Raw genomic sequence first — 25586 nt, forward strand, 5'->3', positions numbered from 1 at the left:
CTTCGGGTCCTACTGGCCGACGCCTGCGAAAGCCAGCGCCTGGCGGATCAGGCCGCCGCGGCCGCCGCTGAACTCCAGCTGCACGTCGGGGCTCATCACTTCGTCGGGCGTCATCCAGGTCAGCTCCAGTGCGTCCTGCCGCGGCGAGCATTCGCCGGTGACGGGGATGATGTAGGCCAGGGCTACGGCGTGCTGCCGGTCGTCGGTGAACCCGGTGTGCGACGGGGACGGGAAGTATTCGGCCACGGTGAACGGGACCGGGCTGATCGGCAGCTGCGGGAAGGCGAGCGGGCCGAGGTCCTTTTCCATGTGGCGGAGCAGGGCGGCCCGGATGGTCTCGCGGTAGAGTACCCGGCCGGACACGAGGGAGCGGACCATGGTGCCGTCCTCGTCCGCCTGCAGCAGCGTCCCGACCTCGTTCACAAACCCGAGCGGGTCCAGCCGGACCGGCACGGCCTCGACGTAAACCATGGGAAGCCGGCCGCGGGCCTCGAACAGATCGTCATCGGAGAGCCAGCCGGGATTGGGGTCGGGAGTGCGAACGTTCATGGTTAAGTTCTACCCCATCCCCGTTCGCCGGGTGTGGTCAACCGGCCGGCGACCCCGCCCCCGGCCTGTCCGGCCGCTCGACGCGCCCGGCTCAGTGCGCCGGCGGGGCCTCGGAGATCCAGAGTGCGTGCGGGTGCGCCGCGCTGCCGTCCGCGTCCGGGTTGCCCACGTGCAGGAGGGGCACGGCGGCTCCCTCGACCACCGCCACATCATGCCCTGCCCCGAGGAGCCGTTTCCGCAGCGCGTCGAGGTCGCCGTCGTATTCGAAGCCGAGCCCGGCGTGCCCGGTTCCTGCAGTGGTTCCGGCGCCCACACCGACCATGAGGACCCCGCCGTTTTTGGCCGTGAACGCCTCCGTTTCACCGGGTGCCACTCTGCCGGGCGCCGGCCGGGGGCGGGCGCCGATGTCGCGGAGGGTCCGGGTTGCCGCCGTCGGGTCCGCTGCGAACCAGACGCCGACGACGGCGAGGCCCGGTTGCGCCTCCGCGGAGCCCGCCCAGCTGCCGTCGGACGCGCGCGTTGCCGGGTCGGCCAGGAAACTGAAGCGGTCCGCGGCCGTGACCCGGCAGGATGGGCCGTGGTCCGCCTCGATGAGCTCGGCGGTGGTGCCGTCCGGCGCGCCCGCTTCATTGGTGCGGCGGGCAAATTCCGCCAGGTCGCCGACCTCGACGCCGAACGAGGTGGCGCCCTCGTCCGCCGCGCCCTGCTCGGCGAAGTGCAGCGCCAGGCGGCCCGCGCCGGCGTCGAACTCACGCCAGGTTGGCCCGTCGACCGTCTTGACCATGCCCAAATCTGTCAGCAGGCGCTCCCACTGGTCCAGGCGGGAGGTGAAATGGATGGGGCGGACACGCAGCAAGGTGATCTCCCTGATGATTGGGGGCCGGGAGCACAATAGTGCCATGGCTGCTGAGCTGATGGAACTGCTGGTCAAAGACGCCGCCGAGTGGCGGGCCTGGTTGGAAGCGCACCACACGGACAGCCCGGGCGTGTGGCTGGTGCTGCACAAGAAGGGCGGCTCGGTGACGGAGTTGGATTACGAGGCGGCCCTGCAGGAAGCGCTGTGTTTTGGCTGGATCGACGGCCAGGGCAGGCGCCGGGACGCCGAGACTTCCTTCCAGCGGATGACCCGGCGCGGCCCGAAAAGCGTGTGGTCGGCGCGGAACGTGGAACGCATCGGGCGGCTCGAAGCGGCGGCCCGGATGACCCCGGCCGGCCGGGCCGCGGTTGACAGCGCCAAGGCGGACGGCCGCTGGGAAGCGGCCTATGCGGGCCAGGCGTCCGCGGAAGTGCCGGAGGACCTCGCGGCCGCCATCGCGGCGGACCCGCGGGCGCAGGCCATGTTCGAGGTGCTGACGTCGGTGAACCGGTACGCCCTGATCTACCGGACCAACTCGGTCAAGCAGGCGTCCACGCGGGCGCGCAAGATCGCCGGCTTCGTGGAGATGCTCGCGCGCCACGAAGCGCCCTACCCGCAAAGCCGGCGGCCGGGCCCCGGACGTCCTTGACGGCGGCCTCATAACGGCGCGTCATTGACCGGGTCTTCAGCGGCTTCCCAGTAACTGTCAGGGAAGCCGACAGCCTGGTCTGGCATTATGGCCCAATGCCTACTTTCCAGCACCAGCGTTCTCGCGGCGGCTTGCAGAGCCCCCGCTCGCAGCGCGCGCTGTTCTTTGCCGCCGCCGGCCTGCTGGTGGCGGGGGAAGCGGTGTTCTGGCTGATGCTGGCAGCGGTCCAGACGAACTCGGGGCCCGCCCTGCTCGACGGCGGTGTCCATGCTGCCCTGGTCGAGGGCCGGTCGGCCCTCGCGACCGCCGTCCTGGCGGCCGTCAGCACGGTCACCTCGCCCACCTGGATGACGGCCATCGGGGGCCTGGTGGCCCTCGGCTGGGCAACCCGGAAACGGGAAATCTGGCGTCCGGCGTTGCTCCTCGGCGCCATGGTGGCGACCTTCGGGGCATCCACCATCATCAAGCACCAGGTGGCGCGCGCCCGGCCGTCGGCGGCCGACTTCCTCATGGGCCCGGATGATGCGCTGTCCTTCCCATCCGGACACACTTTCGGTATCGGAGTCTTCGCGCTGGTGCTGGTGTATTTGCTGCTCGGCGGCGCCGGGGCCCGCACGGTCCGGCGTTCGACGGCAGTGCTGGCGTATTCGGCGGCCGCCCTCGGAACCTTGCTGGTGGCGTTCAGCCGGCTCTACCTGGGGTACCACTGGCTGACCGATGTCGTGGCCTCGATGGGCCTGGCGGTCGCCATCACGGGCCTGGTGGTGCTGGTGGACGGCCTGCGCGCCGCGCGGATGTCCATGCGGGCAGAGGCGCCGGCGGCGGTGCCTGACGAGCAGACGCCCGACCCGGGGCATTTGGCGGGGGATACCACGGCGGCTTAGCACCCGCACGGCCTCGCACGGGGGCCCGGTCCGGCGCGCGGTGGCACCAGGCTGGCCTAGAAGGCCACGCCCAGCGCCTGGGCCAGAACCACCGCCGAAGCTGAGGACCACGCCTGCGGATGGCAGGACGCCGGATACGGCACGGCTCGGCCGGACTCCGCCGCGGTGACTCCGGCGAACAGTTCCGGGAGGCGGTGGCCGAACGAGGCGGAGGCTGCCAGCAGGCCCTCGGCGAGGACCCGCGCCTCGGCGCTGAATCCCTCGCCGAGCAGGCCCCGGATGGCGACGGCGGTGTCGTGGCTCCAGACCGAACCGCAGTGGTAGCTGAACGGCCAGAACCCCGACGCGCGCCGGGACAGGGTGTGCAGCCCGTAACCGGAGAACAGCTCCGGGCTGAGCAGCCGGTCTGCCACGAGCCGGGCCTCCGCGGCGTCCAGGATCCCGGTGCCCAGCAGGTGTCCCATGTTCGAACCCGGGGTGTCCAGCGCTTCGCCGTGGCCGTCGAGTGCCATGGCAGGGAAGGCGCCGTCGTCGTCGTGCACCCAAAAGCGTTCGCGGAAGTTCTGCTTCTGCGCCGCGGCGAAGTCGCGGAGTTCCTGCCCGCCGGGTTCGCCGTAGGAGTCGAACAGGTCCGCCGCTGCTACGGCTGCCTGGTATGCGTAGCCCTGCACCTCGGAGAGCGCGATGGGGCCCTCGGCCTGGCGCCCGTCCCGGAACTGCATGGCGTCGCGGGAGTCTTTCCAGCCCTGGTTGCTGAGGCCGTGTCCGGACGTGTCCTGGTAGCTGAGGAAGCCGCTCTTACCGGCGGCCCCGGCGGCCAGCAGCCACTGGGCGGCGCGGGCGGCGTTGGGCAGCAGCGAGCGGACCGCCGCGTCGTCGGTCCCGGCGGCTCCCAGCTCGCCCAGCAGGCACAGCCACAGCGGGGTGGAGTCCACCGCGCCGTAATACACCGGCGGCAGCCGCAGGGCCTGGCTTTCGAGCACGAGCTCCTTTGCCCGCAGCTCGTGCAGGATCTTGCCCGGGTCTTCGGCCGCGGCGGGGTCGGTCCCGGTGCCCTGGTAGGCAGCGAGGGCACGCAGGGTTCCCGCGGCGAGCGCTGGGTCCAGTGGCAGCAACAACCGCGCGGCCCAGAGCGAATCCCGGCCGAAGAGGGTGAAATACCACGGCGCCCCGGCCGCGAGGAAGGGCGCGTCGGGCGCCTTGCGGGTCGCTAGCCGGAGCCCGTCGAGCTCGTCGAGGGAGTTGTCCAGCAGCCAGCCAAGTGCTCCTTCTGGCCGGGACCGGCCGGGGCGGGATGCGGGCAGGCGCGCGGCCACGACGGCGTCCTCGGCGTCGGCCAGAGTGGCCTGCCACTCCGCCGCGAACGGCCGCCCGCGGCCGGCCGTGCCGCGCCAGGTCAACAGCTCGCCACCGCCCACCTTGCCGGCCGCGGCCACCGTCAGGGTCTTGCCGCCCTCGCTCCAACGCAATGAGGAGTCATCCGCCACGGAGGGGCGGAGCGGTTCGCGGAATCGGCCCAGCCGGATGGCGGCCATGTCGGTGAAATCCGCGGCGAGCCGCACCTGGATCTCCGCGTCCAGAGCATCCAGCGACGTGGTCAGGCGCAGCGTCACCCGGACAGCGCCGGGGGTGACGGTCCAGGTCTGCAGGAGCTCGACGGCGGGGTCCTCGGTGGGTCCCTCGATGCCCCTTACCAGTCCACGGACCCGGAGCACGCCGCCGGGCGCGGACTCCACCGTGGCAGGTTCCGGCGCATGCCCGTTGACGGTGACCTCCGCCCGGCACAGCATCCTGGTGTCGCCGTGCAACAGCCCGGTGAACCACCCGCCGGTGACGGTCGGATCGGCGGCCGCAGCGCCCGGGCTGTCCGCTGGGCCGCGGCCGCCCAACTGGCCTTCGGCGTCGAGCCACAACTGGGTGGGGGCGGCCACGGAACAGTGCTGACGGTGAAGCGCGGGCTGAACAGTCATGCGCCCCAGCCTATGTCGCACCGGAGCCCCGGCCTAGGACCGGCCCGCGGGACCCCAAGCCCGTTTCAGGCCTGCGGGGCGTCGTCCATCGGGAAGGCCACTGCCTCACCCACCACCCGCAGCGTCAGTTCGGTGCCGGGCCGGGCAATGGACGCATTCCAGTGCCGGATGGTGATGATCTCGCCCCCGCCGGGGTAGCGGTGGTCGGCCACGGCCCCCTCGGCGAGGACCGGAGGCACCGGAAGCTGGAGCCGTACGGTGGTTTCGGGACCGAAGTAGTCCGTGTCCACCACGGTCCCGCGGATGGGCCCGTCTTCGGCGATCCGGATCTGCTCGGGGCGGAGCATGAGCTGCACCCGGCCCTGGGCCGGGGGCCGGCGTACCGGAATGCCGCCCAGCGAGCAGGTGGCCAGCGACCCCTCCATCCAGGCGTCGAGGATGACCGCGTCGCCCAGGAACTCGGCCGTGGCACGGTCCGCGGGGCGGGTGTAGACCACGAACGGGTTGCCGATCTGCGCGAGTTTGCCGCCCCGCATCACCGCTACCTGGTCCGCGAAGGAGAGTGCCTCGGCCTGGTCGTGGGTGACCAGGATGGTGGTTACTCCGGCGTCGTGAAGGACCTTGCCGACGGTGCGCCGGGTGGCGACCCGCAGACCGGCGTCGAGCGCGGAGAACGGCTCGTCCAGCAGCATGAGCTCCGGCTCCCGGGCCAGGGCGCGGGCCAGCGCGACACGCTGCTGCTGGCCGCCGGAGAGCTGGTGCGGGCGCCGCTTGGCCATCGCCGGGTCCAGCGCGACCATTTCCAGCAGCTCGGCCACCCGGGCCTTGACGCCGCGGTGGCCGCCGGGGAGCTTGCCGGCATCCAGACCGAAGGCAATGTTCTGGCCGACCGTCAGGTGCGGGAAGAGAGCGCCGTCCTGCGCCACGTAGCCCACGTGCCGCTTGTGCGCAGGGACCCAGACGCCGTCGCCGGCTACCTTGGTCCCGTTGAGGGAGATGCTGCCGGTCTCGGGGTGTTCGAAGCCGGCGATCAGCCGCAGCAGGGTGGTCTTGCCCGAGCCGGAGGGGCCCACGATCGCCGTCGTTCCGCCCTTGGCGACGGAGAGGTTGACGCCCTTGAGAACCGCCTGCGAACCGAAGTTCTTGGTGACGGCGTCGATTTCCAGGTGGCTGTTGGTGCTGGGGGCCACGGAGGCTGCGACCCGGGGTTCGGGAAGCCTGGAGGGGTGTTGTTCGGTCACTGTCCCGCTGCTTTCTTGGACTGCTGGAAGAGAAGGTAGGTCATCGGCGCCGAGATCAGGATCATCAACAGGGCGTAGGGCGCGGCGCCGGCATAGTCGATTTCGCTGCTCTTGCTCCAGAACTCCGTGGCCAGCGTCCGGGTCCCGTTGGGCGAGAGCAGCAGGGTGGCCGTCAGCTCGTTGACGATCGCGAGGAACACCAGTGCCGCGCCGCCGGCCGCGGCCGGGGCCGTGAGGCGCAAGGTGACGCGGATGAATGCCAGCAGCGGGGGTTTGCCGAGGGCCTGCGCGGCCTCGTCGAGTTCCTTGGGGGCCTGCGAGAGCCCGGACCGGATGTTCACCAGCGCGCGCGGCAGGAACAGCAGCACGTAGGCGGCGACCAGCAGTCCGGTGGTCTGGTAGAGCGTCGGCGCCATCCGGATGCTGACGGTCACGAAGGCGAGGCCGACCACGATCCCCGGCATGGAGCTCGTGATGTAGTTGGAGAGCTCCAGGCCCTTGCTGAACCAGCTGGGACGCCGCACGGCCAGGTACGCCATCGGAAAGGCGACCACCGTGGTGACGGCGGCCCCGGCCAGCCCGTAACCGAGGGTCTGCAGCAGGGCGGGCAGGAACTCGTCCGCCGTCCAGATCTCCGGTCCGCCGGCGAAGATCCAGCGCAGCACGAAGGTCAGCGGCAGCCCGAACGCGAGCGCGGTGAGGGCCAGCAGGGAGAGTTGCGCGGGCAGCTGGTAGGCGTGCAGCGGCAGGCGCAGCGCGCGGGCCTGGGCCCCGGAACCGACCCGGGCGTACCGGGCGCTGCCCCTGCCGCGGACCTCCACCACTAGCAGGATCAGGCAGAAGAAGACCAGCACGCTGGCCAGCATGTTTCCGGCCGTCCCGTTGAAGGTGGACTGGAACTGGACCATGATCGCGGTGGTGAACGTGTCGAAGCGGATCATCGCGAAGGCGCCGTACTCGGCCAGCAGGTGCAGCGAGACCAGGAGCGCGCCGCCGGTCATCGCGATCCGCAGCTGCGGGAGCACCACCCGGAAGAACGCGCGCCATGCCCCAAGCCCCAGCGAGGCGGCGGACTGCTCGATCGCCGGATCCAGCCGGCTGAGCGTGGCGGCCGCCGGGATGTAGACCAACGGGAAGTACGACAGGGTGGCGATCAGCACACCGGACCAGAGCCCGCCCATGGAGGGCACCGCAGAAACCCAGGCATAGCTGTTGACGAAGGCCGGGATCGCCAGGGGCGCGGCGAGCAGCACGGCCCACCACTTGTGTCCCTTGAGGTTGGTGCGTTCCACCAGCCAGGCGCCGCCCACGCCCAGGACCAGGCAAAGCGGAACGGTGATGACCATGAGCAGCACGGTGTTGAGCAGGAGTTCACCCACCCGGGCACGGAAGATCAGGCTGACAGCGGTGTCCCAGCCGGTCGCGACCGTCATGAACGCAACATAGCCGAGTGGGATCAGCGAGAAGAGGGCGATCAGGACCGCCAGGATGGCGACCACGGAGACGCCGAAAGGCGGGCGGGGGCGCGTGCCCCGGCCCGCCGTCGTCGTGCTTCCGGTAGTTCCGGCCGCCGCCAGCGTTTTTGTCACCGGTTTAGAGCAGTCCCGCCTGGGTCATCATTTCGGTGACCTTGGCGGAGTTGAGCTTGGCCGGGTCGACCTTCGGGGCCTGCAGGTCCGTCAGCGGAACCAGCTTGTCATTGGACGGCACGCTGGAGCCGATGGCGTACTCGAAGGACGTGCCCTTCTGCAGCACCTCCTGGCCCTTCTTGCCGGTGATGAACTTGAGGAAGGCCTGGGCCGCGGCCGCGTTCTTCGAGGACTTGAGCACGCCGCCGCCGGAAACGGACACGAACGCGCCGGGATCCTGGTTCTTGAAGTAGTACGGCGTGACGTTCTTGGAGTTTTCGCCGGTCTTGGCCTGGTCGCCGTAGTAGTAGTAATGGTAGATCAGGGCGGCGTCGACCTCGCCGGCGTTGACGGCCTTCATGGCCGCGCTGTTGCCCTTGTAGGCCGTGGAGTTGTCCTTCATGCCCTTGAGCCAGTCCTTGGTGGCGGCTTCGCCCTTGAGTTCCAGCAGCGCCGAGACGATCGCCTGGAAGTCGGCGCCCGACGGCGACGCGGCCCACTTGCCCTTCCACTCGGGCTTGGCCAGGTCCAGCATCGACTTGGGCAGCTTGTCGGCGCTGATCTTGTTCTTGTCATAGACCAGGACCGTGGAGCGGGCCGCGATGCCGGTCCACTTGTTGGTGGACGGGCGGAAGTCGGCGGGAACCTGGTCCACCGTGGCCTTGTCCACGTCCGCGAACAGGCCGGCGTTTTCCACCTGGGCCATGGCGGGGGAGTTCTCGGTGAGGAACACGTCTGCCGGCGAGGCGGCGCCTTCCTGGATGATCTGGTTGGACATTTCGGTGTCCGAGCCCTGCCGGACGGTGACCTTGACGCCGGTCTCGGCGGTGAAGGCGTCCACCCATTCCTTGGTCAGGGTGTCGTGCTGGGCGTTGTATACCGTGATCGCGCCGGACGGTTTGCCGTCGGCCGCGGTGCTGCCGGAGGTCGAGGCGCCCGAGCCGCAGGCGGCGAGGCCGAGCGCGGCGGTGGCTGCAAGGGCGATGCCCGCCAGCGCATTGGTGCGGATCTTCATGAGGCTACTTTCTGCAAGCAAAAGGTCGTAGGTGCCTAACCTCCGTGAGCGGGAAGTTAGGGTGTGCTCACTACGAAAAACTGTAGGTTAGCCAAACCTAAGCAACCAAGCCGATAGCGCCTTAAGTGAGGAGGATCACACGAATTACGTAACCATTGCGTGACTTAATTGCCCGCCGGGGGTTCGGTGGCAGTACCCGGTGCAGGCTCCGCGGCGGTTTCCGTGCCGGTGTCCGCGGTGGTGTCGGTCTCGGCTTCTGCGCTGGTCTCCTCCGGGGCCGGGCGGGGTTTTCCGACGACGGGGAGCTTCCCGGCGATGGACGCCGCGGCCTCGAGCACCATCCAGGCCTGCAGCTGGGTGGACAGTTCGACGGCGGCTCCAGCCGGGTAGCTGCGGCGCGCCGGCAGCTCGGGACGGGCCGAGAAGACCAGCCGGGTGCCCCTGCGTGCCAGCGGTTCCTGCGCCCCGACCACCCGGCGACCCTCCCAGAAGGCCTCCGCCGTGTCGGTCACCAGCAGGGCGGCGGTGGCCCGGACCTCGGCGGAGAGCCGCTCGTCGACCGCGGCCAGGGCAAGGTAGCGGACCAGGATCCCGGTAAAGAGCCCGCCGTCGCCGGTGCCCTCGCAGCGGAGCACCGTGCCCTTGCGTCCCAGCAGCGGCGCCGAGACGGTCAGGTTGGCCGCCACCGCCGCCACGAGCGCCGCCGCGCGGGCCAGGTTCGCCTCGCCGCCCAGCTCCAGCAGGGCACCCAGCACCGGGCCCTGGTTGTAGCTGTAGATGGCGCCCTCCAGTACCAGTTCGCCGCCCGGGGCGATCCGGAGGCCGTCCCGGTACAGGCCCTGTTCCGGGTCGTAGAGCTTCGCGTCGAGCCAGTCGAGCAGGGCCTGGGCTTTGGCGGCCTGCCCGGTCCGGGCGTAATACAGGGCCACCGGGCCCGTGGCCGGGGTGTTCTTGAAATCCCGCTTCTTGCTCCAGAACGTGCCGCCGCCGAGGTCGTCCGTTGACGCCGAGTCGAACTGGAGAGTGAGGCTCTTCAGGACCCGCGCGTTGCGGCGCCGGCCGGAGGTCTTGCGGGTGTCCTCCGCGAGCTTCTCCAACCGCAGGGTGGCCAGGGCAAGCCAGGCCATGTCGTCGTAGTAGTTGTTGACGACGGTCAGGAAGTTCCGCAGCCGGATGCCGGTGACCAGCCGGGAGGCCAGTTTTCCGGCGCTGGGGAGATTGTCGCCGTCGAACCTGGCCGGAGTGTGGCCCCCGGTGCCGAGTTCGCGGCGGCCGGCGTCCACAAGGCAGTCCACATAGTGCGCCTGCCACCAGTAGTGCCACGGCCGGGCCAGGTTCTTGAGCCGGCCGGACGGTCGGGCGATCGCGGCGATGTGGGTGCCGGGCAGGAAGAAGAGCCGCTGCCCGAACAACCGGGTCACCGAACGCGCGGCCTCGTCGGCGCGGAAAGACCAGTTCGGGACGGGGGAGTGGGCAGCGGCTGCGGTCATGGTGCAAGCCTAGTAGCGACGGCGGTCCCGGCGCGGAATCTAGGGGCCGGGGTGCGCAATGTTTGCATTCCAGTTAACCTGAACTAACTAATGTTCCCCGGTGCCGTGGGCTGTGCAGTCTGACGGCGGGATCGTGGTTCCACATCAAGGAGGATGCATGGACGTCTTGGGTACTGTCGCACTGATCACCGGGGGCGCGTCCGGCCTGGGGGCCGCCACGGCGCGGCGACTGTTCGACGCCGGCGCTTCCGTGGTGCTGGTGGATCTGCCGGCCTCGGCCGGGGAGGACTTCGCCGCCGAACTGAACGCTCGCGGCCACGCCGCTGCCGGGGCCCCGGCGGGCACCGGCAGCCCGGAACCTGCGAACCATGCCGTCTTTGTCCCCGCGGACGTCACCAACGAAGAGCAGATGCAGGCCGCCGTCGACGCCGCCGTCGCCCTCGGGCCGTTGCGGGTCGTGGTGAACTGTGCGGGCATAGGCACCCCTGGCAAGGTGCTGGGCCGCGACGGAGTGCTCCCGCTGGCAACGTTCAACCGCGTGATCCAGATCAACCTTGTGGGCACCTTCAACGTCATCCGCCTGGCCGCCGCCGCGATGGCCGCCACCGAACCGGCCGTCACGGAGCTGGGCGGCCCGGAGCGCGGCGTCATCATCAACACCGCCTCCGTAGCGGCCTTCGACGGCCAGATCGGCCAACCCGCCTATGCTGCCTCCAAGGGGGCCGTCGCCGCCATGACCCTGCCGATCGCCCGGGAACTGGCGCGTTCGCTGATCCGCGTCGTCACGATCGCGCCGGGCATCTTCGAAACCCCCATGATGTCCGGGCTTCCGCAGGAGGCGCAGGACTCGCTGGGGCAGCAGGTGCCGCACCCGTCCCGGCTGGGCCGGCCGGCCGAGTACGCCAACCTCGCCGCCCACATCGTTGACAATGCGATGCTCAACGGGGAGACCATCCGGCTCGACGGCGCCATCCGGATGGGACCGAAGTGACGCTCGTCGTGGACACTCCTGCCTCCATTGACCGGGCCCCTGCCGGACTGCCGACCGCCGATTTCTTTGACTTCGAATCGATGCTCAATGCCGCCGAGCAGGCCAAGCTGGCGGAGCTGCGTGAGTTCCTGGCCCGCGAGGTGGCGCCGTTCGCCACCCAGTGGTGGAATGACGCCGAGTTTCCGGCATACATCCTGCCCAAGCTGGCGGCGCTGGAGCTTAGCGCCCCGGCCCAGCGCGGCTACAGCAACCTGTTCGCCGGCCTTGTCATCGCCGAGATGACCCGGGTGGACACCTCGCTCGCGACGTTCTTCCTGGTGCACCACGACCTGTTCGTGGAATCCCTGTACGGCTTCGGGTCCGAGGAGCAAAAGGCCCGGCTGCTCTCCGACGCGGCGAACCTGCGGACCACCGGGGCGTTCGCGCTGACCGAGCCGGATCACGGCTCGGACGTCGCGGGCGGCATGGTAACCACCGCGCGCCGGGTCTCCGGCGGGGACGCCGGCGACTACTGGCTGCTCAACGGCGCCAAGCGCTGGATCGGCAACGGGACGTTCTGCGACTACATGCTGGTCTGGGCCCGTGATGAGGCCGACGGCGGAATCCGCGGCTTCATCGTCGACGCCACGCTGCCCGGCGTCACCCGCAGCCGGATCGAAAACAAGATCGCGCTGCGCACGGTGCAGAACGCGGACATCGTGTTCGCCGACGTCCGGGTGCCCGAATCGGACCGCTTCGCCGGGATCAACAGCTTCGAGGACACCAACGAGCTGCTGCGCGGTTCGCGGATCATGGTTGCGTGGCAGGGTGTGGGGCAGCAGCTGGCCGCGTTCGACGTCGCCCGGCAGTACGCCGTTGAACGCCATCAATTCGGGCGGCCGCTGGCCAAGTTCCAGCTGGTCCAGCAACAGCTGGTGACGATGCTCGGCAACGCCGTGGCCAGCATGGGCATGATGGTCCGCATCGCACAGCTGCAGGATGAAGGCGCCGCGGACATGCCCCAGGTGGCGCTGGCGAAATCCTATGTGACTGCCCGGATGCGCGAAACCGTGGCAATGGGCCGGTCCCTGCTGGGCGGCAACGGGATCGTGACGGATTACCGGATGGCCAAGATCTTCGCCGACGCCGAGGCGATCTACACCTACGAGGGCTCGTACGAGATCAACACCCTGATTGTGGGCCGCGCCGTGACCGGCGTGTCCGCGATCGTCTAGCCCGCGGACCCTGACTCGGACCCCGGCAGGGGGTTGGGCTGCTTCTCGCCGGCCTCGATCCGGTAGTCCAGGCTGTTGTTCTTCACCGGCACGGGGCAGGTGCCGTAAGGGGTGAAGGCGCTGGGGTAGTTAATGGCCCGGTTAAAGTCCAGGACCACGGTCCTGTTTCCCCTGGAATCGATGCGGGGCCTGGCGGTGGAGACCTTGCGCCATTCGTCGGTCGAGTCTCCGTTGGTCTCGTCGTGGAAGGTCACGGTCAGGGCGCCGAGTTTCTCCTCCTCGGCCTGCAGGCGGCTCTCATGTTCCTGGCCGGGCAACCGGAAGACGAGCTCGCCGACGGAGCGGTGCACCCCGTCCACCAGCGGGTTGGCGGTGCCGATGGGGACGTCCACGGGCTCGGGGTAGGGCGTGAACCGCGCCTCGAGAACGAGGTCCGGCCGGTAGCCGAAGGTGGGCACGCCGTCGAACCCGGTGAACACGGGCGACGCCGAGTCCCGGGTGCGGAGCGCGTACCGGTCTGCCCGCATCGCGAGTTCCACCACGACCTGCCGGCCGTCGTCACCGCCGTACTGGACCCACAGCAGGGACTCCTCGTTGGCCAGGGCCGCGCTGATGGTTCCGTCGACCGGTTCGCCGGTCTCGACGAGTGTCAGGCCGTCGGCCGCGTCGGCGGTGAGGAACGCCGTCGTGCCGTCCGTGGACCACAGGCCGGGGACGAGGTCGACGGCGGCCGGCCGCTCCGCCAGCCACTGGAACGATGTCAGCGTGAGCCAGCCGTAGGGGCTGGCGAGGGCCGCGTTGCGGTTCTTCCGGAAGCGCTGCCAGCGGGCGAGCTGCGGGTCGGGCTGCTGCGTGCTCATGGGGTCCTCTCAGGCGGTGAGTTGCTGCCCAAGATACAACCGAAGACCGGTGCGGCGAATTCCTCCCCAAGTAACTCGCAATTGTTGCCGCTTTGCGCGCTCAAAACGTCAACAACTGCCAGTCAGTTGGGGGCGGGCGTCGTTGACAGGGCGGCGGCCACGAGCTGCGCCGCTGTAGTACGGGCGGCGGCGGCCGCGGCGGGGTCGGCGTCGAGGACGCCGCTGGCCAGGCCGCCGTCGAGGACCAGGCTCAGGCTGCGGGCCAGTCGGTCCGGCTCCTGAACTCCGGCCTGCTCTGCCAAGTCCCGGATCCAGGCCAGAATGTGCTGTTTGTGGGCGACCGTCCGCTCGTGCACCCGGGTGCCGGAGGCTGATTCGGCGGCCGAGTTGATGAATGCACAGCCGCGGTAGCCGTCGCGGCGGGAGGCCGTGGACAGGGCGTCGAAGAGTCCGACCAGTTGATCCGCGGGGTCCGGCCCGGCGGCGTCGGCGGCGGCGTGCAACTGCCCGGACCAGACCTCATCCACCCGCTCGAGATAGGCCAAAATCAGGTCATCCTTGGCCGGAAAATACTTGTAGAACGTGGCCTTCGCGACCCCGGACTCCGCGATGATGGTGTCGACGCCGGCCGCCCGGAGGCCCTCGGCATAGAAGAGCCGGAAGGCCGTGGCCAGGATCTTGTCCTTTGCCTGTCCTGCCGGGGTCCGGGCAGCGCGCTGCCCTGCGGCGGTAGGCGCGGTGGCTGCTGTCGGCGTCATGCCTTCATGGTACACAGACCAGTCTGTCTGCGACCTCCGCTTGACCCTTGCTGTAGACAGACCTGTCTGATAGCGTCTCGGCAAGAGTAGACAAGCCTGTCTACCCGTTGTTCCCGAATCCTTCTCGAAAGAGGTCTCCGTGAAAATTGCAGTATTTGGCACCGGCACCGTCGGACCCGCCGTCGCCGGCGCGCTGGCGAAGCTCGGCCACGACGTCGTCATCGGAACCCGCGATCCCCAGGCCACGCTGGCCCGGACCGAGGCTGGCCCGATGGGCGGCGTCCCGTTTGCCCGGTGGCATGCGGAACACGGCGATACGGTGGTGACGACCTTCGCCGAGGCAGCTGCGGGCAGCGACATTGTTGTCAACGCCACCAACGGCACCGGATCACTGGACGCGCTCACCGCCGCGGGCGCCGTCAACCTGGCCGGCAAGGTCATTGTGGACATCGCGAACCCGCTCGATTTCTCCCAGGGCTTCCCGCCGTCCCTGAACCCGGTGAACACCGACAGCCTCGGCGAACAGCTCCAACGGGATTTTCCGGACGCGCGGGTGGTCAAGACCCTCAACACGATGAACGCCAGTGTCATGGTGGACCCGGCAAGCGTGGCCGGCGGCGACCACTCGGTGTTTGTCGCCGGCAACGACGCGGAGGCCAAAACGGTGGTAGCCGGACTGCTGGCGGAGCTCGGCCACCGCGACATCATCGATTTGGGCGACATCACTGCGGCCCGCGGAACAGAGATGCTCCTGCCGGTCTGGCTGCGGCTCATGGGCACCTTCGGTAATGCGGACTTCAACTTCAAGATCGCGCGGTAGGCGCCCCGGCGGTAGGCGCCCCGGCGCTGCTGCCGCCGGCAAATCCGGCAGGCGGGGCGGCTCCGGTAGCCCGGGCGGCTTAGATAACGCCCGGGTAGCTGGAGAGGATGTAGTCAGCGGCCGCGGGCCCCTTCATGCGGAGCGGCGTGCGTCCGGGGCGGATCCTTTTCTGCTTCATGGCCACCCAGAAGTCGTCTTCGGGCCGGGGCGCTGTCTGGGACAGGAAACACCAACTCGTGTAGATCCCGTAAAGGCAATCCCGTCCGAGGACGGCGCCCGGTGCGGCGTCGTGCGCGGTGGCTTCCTGAAGGAACTGGTCGTACTGCGAATATGCCATGACTGGCTCGTTTCCGCTGGGTGCATTTTGTGCCGCCGAGGGCTACAGCAGCTGATGCTTGGACGCCATGCACGGGGCGTTAGCAGGGTCTCGGAGGCGGCGATTTCCGCCGATCCGAGGATGGTGCTGGATATCTCTCTACAACGTAGACGTTACGCGTAGACTACTTGATAAGCAAGCGTGCTAATTTGCCGTCCGCCGGGCGGCTTGAAAGTTCGCCCGCTACCCGATCGGAGCCTCATGCCACCCGCAGAACTGCCGGAGCTTCACCCGGCGACCGCCTCAAAACCGCGGCTCAGCCGGGAGGTGGTGCTCGCCGCCGCGCTGGCCCTGATTGACGCCGAAGGGCTGGACGCACTCACCATGCGGCGCCTCGGGCAAGAGCTCGGCCGGGACCCGATGGGGCTGTATCGCTATACGGCAAACCGGGCGGCGGTGTTGGACGGCGTCTCGGAACTCGTCCTGAACGAACTCGCCATCTTCCCCGACGACCCGGACTGGCAGGCCCAGCTCCGGCGCATCGCCCACGACCTCCGCGAACTGGCGCTCCGGCACCCGAACGTTGTGCCACTGCTGGTAACCCGCCCGCTCTCGACGCCGCTGGGCCTGCGCCCGCTGGGGACGCTGCGGCCCCTGGAACAGATTCTGTCCCTGTTGATTGATGCCGGGTTCGCGCCGGCCGACGCACTTCACGTTTACCGCGCCTACTACGGCTATCTGTACGGGCACATCCTCAACGAATTGCAGGAGTTCATCGTCGATCCGGAGGAGAATGAAGCCCTGCTTCGGTTGGGCCTGCACCGGTTGCCGCCCAAGGAATTTCCCCGGCTCCGGGCCTTGGCCCCCGTCCTGGTCGACTACGACGGCATGGCCGAACTGGACGAAGGCATCACCATCCTGCTCAGCGGACTCGCCGCGCGCCTGTCCTCGCGGGCCTAACACTCCATCTCGCCGGAAGGCTTCCAGCATGTTCCTCCTCTTTGGCTTCAAGACCGTCCTGAGCGATAGGCCCGGACGGCTCGCCACCTGCCAGTACTGCGGGCAGTTCGTCCACCATCAACTCCAAGAGCGGGCCACGAAGTTCACGGTTTTCTTCATCCCGGTCCTCACCACGGCCAGGAGCTACCGGATTACCTGCTCGAACTGCGGCCGGACTTCGGCGATCAGGGCGCGGCAGAAAAACGCCCTGGCCTGGTGAACGGGGTAGCCGTCCAGGGGGCGGACACTTCTTCGCGGCGGTTCCCGCTTTCCCGCGAGCCGGGTAACATCCGAGGGGTACAAGTAACCCGGCTCACAGTATCCAGCGCAGTGTACGAGCCAAGTCGAACCCTCGAAAGATAGTTTCCATGGCTGACACTGCATTGACTTCCGGCGCGGATCTCGCCTCGGAACTGCGCGCCGATGTCCGCCGGGTGTCCACCCTCCTCGGCGAATCCCTGGTCCGTCAGCACGGCCCCGAACTCCTGGCCCTCGTTGAGCAGGTGCGCCTGCTGACCAAGGAATCCAAGGAGGCCGCCCGCGGCGGTGCCGATGCCACCGGGCCGTGGAGCTCGTACGACGTCGTCGCCCAGGTCCGCGAACTCCTCGGCTCACTGCCGCTAGAGCAGGCGACCGACCTGGTCCGGGCGTTCGCGTTCTACTTCCACTTGGCCAACGCCGCCGAGCAGGTGCACCGGGTCCGCGGCCTGCGGAACCGGCCGGAAAAGGATGGCTGGCTCGCCAAGGCGGTCGAGGAAATCGCGGAACAGGCCGGTCCCGCCGTGCTCCAGGAGGTGGTGGACGAACTCGACGTCCGGCCGGTCTTCACCGCGCACCCTACCGAAGCTTCCCGCCGGTCGGTCCTGGACAAGATCCGCAGGCTCTCCGACGTGTTGGCCGAGGCCACCAAGGAGGGCACCTCGGCACGCCGCCGCCAGGACCGCCAGCTGGCCGAGGTGATCGACCAGATGTGGCAGACGGACGAGCTCCGTCAGGTCCGGCCCAGCCCCGTAGACGAGGCCCGGAACGCGATCTATTACCTCACCGGCATCCTCACCGACGCCATGCCGGAAATGCTCTCGGACCTGTCAGATCTTGTCGGCGAGCACGGTGCCACCCTCCCGGTCGCCAAGGCACCGATCCGCTTTGGCTCCTGGATCGGCGGGGACCGGGACGGCAACCCCAACGTCACCGCCGCCGCCACCCGGGAGATCCTACAGATCCAGAACCAGCACGCCATCCGAATCAGCATCGGCCTGATCGACGGGCTGATTTCCATCCTGTCCAATTCGACGGCGCTGGCGGCAGCGGACCAGGCCCTGCTGGACTCGATCGACGTCGACCTGCGAAACCTGCCCGGGCTGGACCGCCGGGTCCTGGAACTGAACGCGCAGGAACCGTACCGGCTCAAGCTCACCTGCATCAAGGCCAAGCTGCTCAATACCGGCCGCCGGGTGGCCGCCGGGTCCGCCCACGAGCCGGGCCGCGATTATGCCGCCACCGCGGAACTGCTCGGCGAACTGGGCCTGCTGGAAGCTTCGCTGCGCCGCCACGAGGCCGGGCTCGCCGCCGACGGCGCATTGGCCCGGGCGCGCCGGGCAATCGCCTCCTTCGGGCTGCACCTTGCCACGCTGGACATCCGCGAACACGCAGACCGCCACCACGACGCCGTCGGGCAATTGATGGACCGTCTGGGCGGACCGGGCGTGCGGTACGCCGAACTGAGCCGCGCCGAGCGGCTGGAGGTGCTGGGCTGGGAGCTTGCGTCCCGCCGGCCGCTCTCGGGCCACCCGATTAAGCTCGACGGCGACTCGGACAGCACCTACGACGTCTTCCGCGAGATCCGCCGGGCGCTGCGCAGCTACGGCCCGGACGTGATCGAGACGTACATCGTCTCCATGACGCGCGGCGCGGACGATGTGCTGGCCGCCGCCGTGCTGGCCCGCGAGGCCGGGCTGCTGAACCTCTTCGGGGCGGCACCCTATGCCAGGATCGGCTTCGCCCCGCTGCTGGAGACCGTCGAGGAGCTGCGCGCCTCGGCGGAAATCGTGGATGCTCTGCTGTCGGATTCGTCCTACCGCGAGCTGGTCCGGCTGCGCGGCGACGTGCAGGAAATCATGCTCGGCTACTCCGACTCCAACAAGGAATCCGGGGTGATGACGAGCCAGTGGGAGATCTACAAGACCCAGCGCAAACTGCGCGACGTCGCCGCTCGGCACGGTGTCAGGCTGCGGCTCTTCCACGGCCGCGGCGGCTCCGTGGGCCGCGGCGGGGGGCCGACCTACGACGCGATCATGGCCCAGCCCAATGGGGTGCTTGAAGGCGAGATCAAGTTCACCGAGCAGGGCGAGGTCATCTCGGACAAGTACTCGCTGCCCGAGCTGGCCCGCGAGAACCTCGAACTCTCGCTCGCGGCGGTGCTCCAGGGCTCGGCGCTGCACCGCACCCCGCGCACTTCCGAGGACCAGCGGGTGCGGTACGACCACGTCATGGAGACGCTTTCGGACGCTGCGTTCGCCCGGTACCGGACCCTGATCGAGGACCCGGACCTGCCCGCCTACTTCATGGCGTCCACCCCGGTGGAACAGCTGGCGTCGCTGAATATCGGCTCGCGGCCCTCCAAGCGCCCGGATTCCGGGGCAGGGCTCGAGGGACTGCGGGCCATCCCGTGGGTATTCGGCTGGACCCAGTCGCGGCAGATCGTGCCGGGCTGGTTCGGCGTCGGCTCCGGGCTCAAGGCAGCCCGCGAGGCCGGTCACGCCGAGCAGCTTAAGGAGATGATGGCGGGCTGGCATTTCTTCCGTTCCGTGCTTTCCAACGTCGAAATGACGCTGGCCAAGACCGACATGGACATTGCCGGCTACTACGTCTCCACCCTGGTCCCGGCCGAGCTGCACCACCTGTTCCACACCATTCGGGCCGAGTTCGCGCTGACCGTGGCCGAAGTCCAGAACCTTACAGGCGAGGACCTGCTGCTCGACGCGCAGCCGACGCTCAAGCGCTCGCTGGAGATCCGCGACCAGTACCTCGATCCGATCAGCTACCTGCAGGTGGAGCTGCTGCGTCGCGTCCGGGCGGAGGCCGCCGCCGGGGAGGGCATGCCCAGCGCAGGGATCGACGAACGGCTCCAGCGCGCCATGCTGATCACCGTCAACGGCGTCGCCGCCGGGTTGCGCAACACCGGCTAACCGGACGCTCCCGCACGTCCTGCACGGTTTTTCCGGACGCTCCCGCACGTCCTGCACGGTTTTTCCGGACGCTCCCGCACGTCCTGCACGGTTTTTCCGGACGCTCCCGCACGTCACGCGGGAGGGTCTGCTCGAATCCGGCAGGATCTGCGGGAGGGTCGGAGCCCCGGCTAGGCTTGAACCCATGCCGTCCTTCCAGACCAGACTCAAGATCACCGGGCTGAAGCCGGGCAACCCGCCGGAAGCCGTGATGGCCGCCGCTGTCGAGGCCCTCGAGACGCGGCACCATGTGGAGTCCAACCAGCTGGAACTCGCCGGCGGCGTGCCTCAGCTGAACCTGCGTTTCCTGGTGGACGCCACCGCCTACTCTGCCGAGAACAGCCAGGCCCTGACGTCGGCCGCCATGATGCGCGACGCCGTCGAACGCGTTGCGGTGACCGGGAACCTGACAGTGCTGCGCCGCAACCGGGGCCGCTGGGCGCCGATCTAGAAGTCCAGTTCCTTGTCCGGGTCTTCCACCGGGGAGGGGCTGCCGCGGCGGCGGGTAACGATCACGCCGACGACGGCACCGATCGCCAGGCCRGCGCCGACACCGATCAGGGAACTGGCCCAAAAGGGCAGCCGGGTGGTCGAACCGGTGACGTACCCCAGGCCCACCGACCAGACCGCCCAGAGTGCGCCGCCCAGAGCCGCACAGAAGCTGAAGCCGCGGGTGGACACGTTGGCGATGCCGGCCGCGGCCGTGGCGGCCAGCCGGCCGCCGGGGATAAAACGGATGCCGATGATGGCGCCGTAGGTCGAAGATCGGCCCGCCTTGGCGATGGCCCGATGCACCCCGCTGTGAAACTGCCGGCCCCAGCTCCACCGGTCCAGCACATGGCTGAGGCGCCGCTTGAACAGCTGGAAGACCACGAGGTCGCCGAGCCAGGAGGCCAGGGCGGCGATCAGGACCACCAAGAACACATTGGCGCGGCCCTCGGCGGACAAGGCGCCGGCGGTGATGACCAGCATTTCGGAGGGGACCGGCGGAAAGATGGCGTCGGCGAAGACCGCGGGGCCGATCCAGAAGTAGATCGCGGATCCCCAGGCGTCCACATTGGCCAGGTCCATGGCCACAAGTTACCCCATCAGCGGGGCCGCGGCTGAGCACCCTGGCCAACGCCGGCTGCGCCGCGGCGCGCTGGGGGTACCGGTGCGGCTGGTACGGCTAGCGGGCTTCGGAAAGCTCGAGCCGGCTGCGGTACTCCACCGGGCTGCCCGAGATGGGGTCCACGAAGCGGATGCCGCGGGCCAGGAGCTGGAGCGGTTTGGCGTAGTCGTCCGGCGCCTTGTCCAGCAGCTCGGGATAAAACGCGTCGTTCACAATCCCGAGGCCCAGCGAGGCCATATGCACCCGGAGCTGGTGGGTCTTCCCGGAATGGGGCTCCAACCGGTACAGAGCGCGGCGCGGCGCGGCGCCGTCGGCCGCTGCACCGCTGGCGGGTCCGGCGTCGGACGTCCCGGCGAAGGTGCGGAGCCGCTCGATCCTGGTCTCGGCGTTGGGTTCGCCCTCGATGACCTCGGCGAGCAGGTAGCTGCGGGACTTGGTCATCCGGTTCCGCACCACCACGGGGAAGTCGACGGCGGGATGCCCCGGGCCCGGCTCCGCAGCGGACACGCACTCGTACTCCTTCCGGACCTGGCGCTTCTCGAAGAGCACCTGGTACTTCCCTCGGGTCGCCGGGTTGGTCGAGAGCAGCAGGATGCCTGCCGTCATACGGTCCAGGCGGTGCATCGGAATCAGGTCCGGCAGCTCCAGCTGGTTCCTCAGGCGCACCAGGGCCGACTCCTGAATGTAGGTGCCGCCGGGCGTGGTGGGCAGGAAGTGCGGCTTGTCGACGACCAGGAGATGTTCGTCCTGGTGCAGGATGTTCAGCTCTACCGGGATCCGGGTTTCCGGCGGCAACGAGCGGTAGTACCAGATGAAGGTGTGGCGCTCCAGCGGGGTGGTGCGGTCCAACGGAATGCCGGCCTCGCCCACGATCTCGCCGGCGTCGAAGCGGTCCTCGATGCCCCGCGGGTCGATGTGCCCCCAGCGGTGCATCATGTAGTCCATCGCGGTGTCCCAGGGCCCCTCGTCCGGCAGCCGGAGGCGGGTGGCGTTCACGCCGTCGCGCACGGGAAGGGGGGATTGCATCACCGCCCCATTCTACTTTGCCGCCCAGGACACTCACCCAACCCCCGGTTGCCCCGGCCGCGCGCACCCTGGCCCCGCCCGCCCCGGCCCGACCGCCAGCCCGCGCCCACCTCAGGCCCCGGCCGAGCTGGGCCCGCTTCGACGGTTCCGCGCCCGCTCGACGATTCCAAGCGTCGAGCCAGCACGGAACCGTCGAAACGGCGCCGACAGTATAAAAGTTCTTGACAAATAAAACTGTCGGCGAGCAAGCTTGAAGCATGTTGGATATCGCAGTGATTGAGGATCCCGCCGCCGCTGAGGCCTCGCTGGATCCGATCCGGACCCGCATTCTGCGGGAGTTGGCCGAGCCGGGGTCCGCGACGCAGCTCGCCGCGAAGGTGGGCCTGCCGCGGCAACAGGTGAATTACCATCTCAAGTCCCTCGAGCGGCACGGCCTCGTCGAACTCGTGGAGGAGCGGCGCCGCGGCAACGTCACCGAACGCATCCTGCGGGCGACGGCGGCCTCGTACCTGATTTCCCCTTCGGCGCTGGCCTCGGTGGCGCCGGATCCGCACCGTTACTCGGACCGGTTCTCGGCCTTCTGGCTGCTGGCGCTCGCGGGGCGCATGGTCCAGGAGCTGGGCAGGCTCATCGCCGGGGCGGCAGCGGCCCGAAAGACGCTCCCCACCTTCGCCATCGACGGCGAGATCACGTTCCGCTCAGCCGCCGACCGGGCCGCCTTCGCCGAGGAGCTCGGTCTCGCGGTGGCCCGGTTGGTGGACAAGTACGACGACGGCGGCCCGGCCGCGGCAGGCGCTCCGGCCGCCGGCTCGCGGGCTCCGGGCACAGGACGCAAACACCGCCTCGTCGTTGCCCTCCACCCGACCCTGAAATCCTCACCCGAAACACCGAACGCCAAGGAGCGCGATCATGACTGACAAGCGGGACTTCGAAATCGTCTACGACACCGAACTGCCCGGGACGCCGGAGCGCGTCTGGGAAGCGGTCACCCGCGGAACCCCGGCCTGGATGTTCCCCACGGACCAGTGGCCGGCCGTCAGGACCGTGGCGGAATACCCTTCGCACCTTGTCTCCCGGATGGACGGTCCCGACGGCTGGTTCAACCAGCTCGAGCACGTGCTGGAACCGCTGGACGGCGGACGGGCGCGGCTGCACTACGTCCACAGCGGCATCTTCACGGACAACTGGGACGAGCAGTACGACGGCGCCAGCAAGCACACCGCCTTCTACCTGCACACCCTGGGCCAGTACCTGGAGCACTTCGATGGCAGGCCGGTGGTCTTCACGGACATCCAGGCGCCGTCCGCGTCCCAGGCCCCGGACGGCTTCGACCGGCTCAAGAAGGCCCTCGGCGTCGACGGATCGGCCCCGGGCGACACGGTGGAGTTGGACGTCGACGGCGTCGGGCACCTCGCCGGGCAAGTGGACTTCGCCAACCAAAACTTCCTCGGGCTCCGGACCGCCGATGCGATGTACCGCTTCTTCGGGCGCAACGCCTTCGGGGCCCCGGTGGGCATGACCGTGCATGACTTCAGTGGATGTCGGGATGCCGGGACGACGGCGACGGCGTGGGGCGCGTTCCTCGACAAGGTCTACGTGTAGCCGCGGCGCCGTCGTCACGCCTCGCCCTCGCGCCGTTTCGACGGTTCCGTGCGCCCTCGATGTTTCCAAGCATCTACCCGGCATGGAACCGTCGAAACGGGCGGTGATGCAGGGGGAGTGGCGTGGCGCGGGTACCGGGACGACGCCGGGCACGGTCAGGCGATGGCGGCGGCGGGCGGGGGCGCAAGGCTCCGGCGCAGCTGCGGGGCACCGTCCAGCCGGGCTTGGGCCGCGCGCAGGGCCAGGACTGCGGTCTCCAACTGCTCCGGCGGCAGGGTGAAGGGCAGCCGCAGGTAGTGCTCGAAGGCCCCGCCGACGCCGAACCGAGGCCCTGCCGCGAGCCTGATGCCGAAATCGGGGGCGAGTACTGCGAGGGCCGTGCTGACCGGGTCCGGAAGCCGGCACCAGACGGACAGGCCGCCGTCGGGCCGTTCAGGCTCCCAGCCCGGTAGGTGCCCGCGGACCAGCTCCAGCAGGGTGTCCCGGTTTTTACGCAGTGCCGCGAGCCGGGCGGGAAGGGGCTCTGCCAGGTCGTTGACCAGGTGCACTGCGGCGAGCTGCTCCACTACCGGGCCGCCGAGGTCGAAGGTGGTGCGGGCTGCGGCGAAGCGCTGGATCAACGGCGGGCTGGCCCGGATCCAACCTGTGCGGAGCCCCGCCCAGTGCGACTTGCTGAGCGATCCGATCGACACCACGGCCGGGCTGAACGCGGCCATCGGAGTGGAACGGGCGCCGTCGAGGTTCAGCTCCCGCAGCGTCTCGTCCACCACCAGCACGGTGCCCGCCGCCGCAGCCGCCGCTACGAGGCGGCGCCGCTGCGAATCCGGCATCAGCCGGCCGGTCGGGTTATGGAAGTCAGGCACCACGTAGGCCATCGCGGGCCGCTGCTGTGACAGCGCCAACTCCATCGCCTCGAGATCCCAGCCGGCCGTACCGCCGACGTCGAGGGCCGGCGCGCCTGATCCGCCGCGGGGCGCAGCGGGCATGGCCACCGGCACCGTCCTGCAGCCCGCGGCCCGGATGGCGTCGAGTGCGTTCGGGTAGCTCGGGTGTTCGACCAGCACCTTTCCGGACCGGCCCGCGAGGGTCCGCAGCACGATGTTCAGGGCGTGCTGCGCACCGGAGGTGACCAGGATCTGCTCCGCGGTGGTGGGTACCCCGGCCGCGGTGTAGCGGGCCGCGACCGCCGTCCGAAGCGGGCCCACTCCGAGGGCGTCATAGCCGAAGCCGGGCAGCAGGACCGGCAGCTCCGTCAGTGCGGCGGCAAACGCGCGGTGCACTACTTCGCCGCTCGCGGGCAACGAGGCATAGGCCAGGTCGAGGAGACCGTCCGGAACGGCCAGCCCGGGAGCGCCGCTGAGCCGCGCGCCGTCGTCGTTTCCCCCCGCGCGCAACGGGCCGTGGCCGGGGATGCGGCTGCGGCTCCGGCTGCCCGGGCCGCCGCTCAGGAAGTCCTGGTCGCGCAGCAGGGCGTAGGCGGCGGTCACGGTGGTGCGGCTGATGCGGAGAGCCGCCGCCAGCGACCGTTCGCTGGGCAGGGCGACGTCGAGCGGGACGCGGCCGTCGAGGATGAGCAGGCGGACGACGTCGGCCAGCTCGCGGTAGGCGGGCGCGGCGCCGATGTTCCACCCGCCGAGCAGGCGGACCAGCGAGCTGGAATTCAGGGCTCCGGACATAAGGCCAGTATTTCAAACTGGCTATGGATTACAAGGCCAGTTATCGTAAAGGATGGGGTCATGTTGACGCGCAGACTCCTCCAGCTCCTGATCGGCCTTGCCCTCTACGGCGTGTCGTTGGCCATGGTCATCCGGGCCAGTCTGGGGACGGCGCCGTGGGATGTCCTGCACCAGGGGTTGGCTGGCAGGACCGGCCTGAGCCTGGGCACGGTGGTGATCGGCGTCAGCTTCCTGGTGCTCCTGCTCTGGATTCCGCTGCGTCAGTGGCCCGGGATCGGCACCCTGTGCAACGCAGTGCTGGTGGGGGTGTTTGCCGACGTCGGGCTGGCGCTAATTCCGCAGTTCTCGCACTTGGGCGGCCAGATCGCGCTCCTGATCGGGGCCGTCCTGCTCAACGGGGTGGCCTCGGCCCTGTACATCGGGGCGCGTCTCGGACCCGGGGCACGGGACGGACTGATGACCGGACTCGCCCGGCGCACCGGGTGGCCGGTACGGGGCGCGCGGACCGGGATCGAGGTGGTGGTGCTGGCCGCCGGCTGGCTCCTGGGTGGCTCGGTGGGCGTCGGGACGGTGCTCTATGCGCTGGCGATCGGTCCGCTGGTGCAGCTCCTGCTGCCGCGGTTCACCGTGCCGGAGCCGAAACGGCCCGAATCCCCGCTAGCGGCAGGCGACCCCGCCACCGCCGCACTCTGAACACCCGTCAC

General features: G+C 69.4%; 25 protein-coding genes. 12 read left to right on the forward strand and 13 right to left on the reverse strand.

Annotation, left to right across the window (positions count from 1 at the left end):
• Positions 1-9: 9 nt before the first annotated feature.
• Entirely contained in the window at positions 10-549 is a 540-nt protein-coding gene (locus tag AC1DGI_RS01285) for an NUDIX hydrolase family protein (protein ID WP_441402087.1), read from the reverse strand.
• Between the two features lie 91 nt (positions 550-640).
• Complete coding sequence (locus AC1DGI_RS01290; RefSeq protein ID WP_441402088.1) at positions 641-1405, reverse strand: VOC family protein; 765 nt, start codon at positions 1403-1405, stop codon at positions 641-643.
• Between the two features lie 43 nt (positions 1406-1448).
• On the opposite strand from AC1DGI_RS01290, the gene AC1DGI_RS01295 reads away from it, so the two are divergent.
• Entirely contained in the window at positions 1449-2054 is a 606-nt protein-coding gene (locus AC1DGI_RS01295; RefSeq protein WP_441402089.1) for a YdeI/OmpD-associated family protein, read from the forward strand.
• Positions 2055-2149: 95 nt separating this feature from the next.
• Positions 2150-2938, forward strand: coding sequence for a phosphatase PAP2 family protein (locus tag AC1DGI_RS01300; RefSeq protein WP_441402090.1), 789 nt, complete (start codon positions 2150-2152; stop codon positions 2936-2938).
• 56 nt (positions 2939-2994) lie between these two features.
• Here the strand turns inward: AC1DGI_RS01300 and AC1DGI_RS01305 are convergent, their stop codons facing one another.
• From AC1DGI_RS01305 to AC1DGI_RS01325, 5 genes are all read right to left on the reverse strand, one after another.
• Entirely contained in the window at positions 2995-4908 is a 1914-nt protein-coding gene (locus tag AC1DGI_RS01305; protein WP_476897463.1) for a glycogen debranching N-terminal domain-containing protein, read from the reverse strand.
• Positions 4909-4973: 65 nt separating this feature from the next.
• A complete protein-coding gene (locus AC1DGI_RS01310; RefSeq protein WP_441399590.1) occupies positions 4974-6149 on the reverse strand; it encodes an ABC transporter ATP-binding protein in 1176 nt (391 codons plus the stop codon).
• Positions 6146-7738: an ABC transporter permease gene (locus AC1DGI_RS01315; RefSeq protein ID WP_476897464.1), complete on the reverse strand. Its 1593-nt coding sequence runs from the start codon at positions 7736-7738 to the stop codon at positions 6146-6148. The genes AC1DGI_RS01310 and AC1DGI_RS01315 overlap by 4 nt, the downstream gene beginning before the upstream one ends.
• A 4-nt stretch (positions 7739-7742) precedes the next feature.
• Positions 7743-8792, reverse strand: coding sequence for an iron ABC transporter substrate-binding protein (locus AC1DGI_RS01320; protein ID WP_441399586.1), 1050 nt, complete (start codon positions 8790-8792; stop codon positions 7743-7745).
• A 164-nt stretch (positions 8793-8956) separates the two neighbouring features.
• On the reverse strand, positions 8957-10282 hold the full coding sequence (locus AC1DGI_RS01325; protein WP_476897465.1) for a glycoside hydrolase family 76 protein: 1326 nt from the start codon (positions 10280-10282) through the stop codon (positions 8957-8959).
• Between the two features lie 157 nt (positions 10283-10439).
• Between AC1DGI_RS01325 and AC1DGI_RS01330 the strand changes: the two genes are divergently transcribed.
• Positions 10440-11273: an SDR family NAD(P)-dependent oxidoreductase gene (locus AC1DGI_RS01330; RefSeq protein ID WP_476897466.1), complete on the forward strand. Its 834-nt coding sequence runs from the start codon at positions 10440-10442 to the stop codon at positions 11271-11273.
• Between the two features lie 80 nt (positions 11274-11353).
• The gene (locus AC1DGI_RS01335) at positions 11354-12487 is read left to right on the forward strand and encodes an acyl-CoA dehydrogenase family protein (RefSeq protein ID WP_476897525.1); all 1134 of its coding nucleotides are present in this window, start codon (positions 11354-11356) and stop codon (positions 12485-12487) included.
• On the opposite strand, the gene AC1DGI_RS01340 is transcribed toward AC1DGI_RS01335, so the two are convergent.
• Positions 12484-13347: a DUF1684 domain-containing protein gene (locus AC1DGI_RS01340; protein WP_476897467.1), complete on the reverse strand. Its 864-nt coding sequence runs from the start codon at positions 13345-13347 to the stop codon at positions 12484-12486. The genes AC1DGI_RS01335 and AC1DGI_RS01340 overlap by 4 nt on opposite strands.
• A gap of 122 nt (positions 13348-13469) precedes the next feature.
• On the reverse strand, positions 13470-14105 hold the full coding sequence (locus AC1DGI_RS01345; RefSeq protein ID WP_476897468.1) for a TetR/AcrR family transcriptional regulator: 636 nt from the start codon (positions 14103-14105) through the stop codon (positions 13470-13472).
• 139 nt (positions 14106-14244) lie between these two features.
• On the opposite strand from AC1DGI_RS01345, the gene AC1DGI_RS01350 reads away from it, so the two are divergent.
• Positions 14245-14925 (forward strand): NADPH-dependent F420 reductase, encoded by a 681-nt coding sequence (locus AC1DGI_RS01350; protein ID WP_476897469.1) that lies wholly within the window; start codon positions 14245-14247, stop codon positions 14923-14925.
• A 79-nt stretch (positions 14926-15004) separates the two neighbouring features.
• On the opposite strand, the gene AC1DGI_RS01355 is transcribed toward AC1DGI_RS01350, so the two are convergent.
• Positions 15005-15262 carry a hypothetical protein gene (locus tag AC1DGI_RS01355; protein ID WP_441399574.1) on the reverse strand — a complete coding sequence of 86 codons (258 nt, stop codon included), beginning with the start codon at positions 15260-15262 and terminating at the stop codon, positions 15005-15007.
• Positions 15263-15502: 240 nt separating this feature from the next.
• Between AC1DGI_RS01355 and AC1DGI_RS01360 the strand changes: the two genes are divergently transcribed.
• The 4 genes from AC1DGI_RS01360 to AC1DGI_RS01375 all read left to right on the forward strand — a co-directional run bounded on the left by AC1DGI_RS01360 (position 15503) and on the right by AC1DGI_RS01375 (position 19918).
• Positions 15503-16201 (forward strand): TetR/AcrR family transcriptional regulator C-terminal domain-containing protein, encoded by a 699-nt coding sequence (locus tag AC1DGI_RS01360; RefSeq protein ID WP_476897470.1) that lies wholly within the window; start codon positions 15503-15505, stop codon positions 16199-16201.
• 28 nt (positions 16202-16229) lie between these two features.
• Positions 16230-16460, forward strand: a complete 231-nt coding sequence (locus tag AC1DGI_RS01365; protein ID WP_476897471.1) for a zinc-ribbon domain-containing protein — start codon at positions 16230-16232, stop codon at positions 16458-16460.
• A 148-nt stretch (positions 16461-16608) separates the two neighbouring features.
• Positions 16609-19428, forward strand: a complete 2820-nt coding sequence (ppc, locus tag AC1DGI_RS01370) for a phosphoenolpyruvate carboxylase (protein ID WP_476897472.1) — start codon at positions 16609-16611, stop codon at positions 19426-19428.
• 184 nt (positions 19429-19612) lie between these two features.
• Entirely contained in the window at positions 19613-19918 is a 306-nt protein-coding gene (locus AC1DGI_RS01375) for a hypothetical protein (protein ID WP_476897473.1), read from the forward strand.
• Here the strand turns inward: AC1DGI_RS01375 and AC1DGI_RS01380 are convergent.
• Both AC1DGI_RS01380 and AC1DGI_RS01385 read right to left on the reverse strand, forming a co-directional pair.
• Positions 19915-20538 (reverse strand): DedA family protein, encoded by a 624-nt coding sequence (locus AC1DGI_RS01380; protein WP_441399564.1) that lies wholly within the window; start codon positions 20536-20538, stop codon positions 19915-19917. The two genes, AC1DGI_RS01375 and AC1DGI_RS01380, sit on opposite strands and share 4 nt — an antisense overlap.
• Positions 20539-20635: 97 nt before the next feature.
• Positions 20636-21604 (reverse strand): RluA family pseudouridine synthase, encoded by a 969-nt coding sequence (locus AC1DGI_RS01385; RefSeq protein ID WP_476897526.1) that lies wholly within the window; start codon positions 21602-21604, stop codon positions 20636-20638.
• A 257-nt stretch (positions 21605-21861) separates the two neighbouring features.
• On the opposite strand from AC1DGI_RS01385, the gene AC1DGI_RS01390 reads away from it, so the two are divergent.
• Positions 21862-22521 (forward strand): ArsR/SmtB family transcription factor, encoded by a 660-nt coding sequence (locus AC1DGI_RS01390; RefSeq protein WP_476897474.1) that lies wholly within the window; start codon positions 21862-21864, stop codon positions 22519-22521.
• Positions 22514-23206 (forward strand): SRPBCC family protein, encoded by a 693-nt coding sequence (locus AC1DGI_RS01395; protein ID WP_476897475.1) that lies wholly within the window; start codon positions 22514-22516, stop codon positions 23204-23206. The genes AC1DGI_RS01390 and AC1DGI_RS01395 overlap by 8 nt, the downstream gene beginning before the upstream one ends.
• Positions 23207-23361: 155 nt before the next feature.
• Here AC1DGI_RS01395 and yczR read toward each other — a convergent pair whose 3' ends face one another.
• Complete coding sequence (gene yczR / locus AC1DGI_RS01400) at positions 23362-24882, reverse strand: MocR-like transcription factor YczR (protein WP_476897476.1); 1521 nt, start codon at positions 24880-24882, stop codon at positions 23362-23364.
• A 60-nt stretch (positions 24883-24942) separates the two neighbouring features.
• Between yczR and yczE the strand changes: the two genes are divergently transcribed.
• On the forward strand, positions 24943-25575 hold the full coding sequence (gene yczE, locus AC1DGI_RS01405; protein ID WP_441400041.1) for a membrane protein YczE: 633 nt from the start codon (positions 24943-24945) through the stop codon (positions 25573-25575).
• The last annotated feature ends 11 nt before the right edge of the window (positions 25576-25586 follow it).

Source organism: Arthrobacter sp. 05N428_2 (assembly GCF_056397065.1).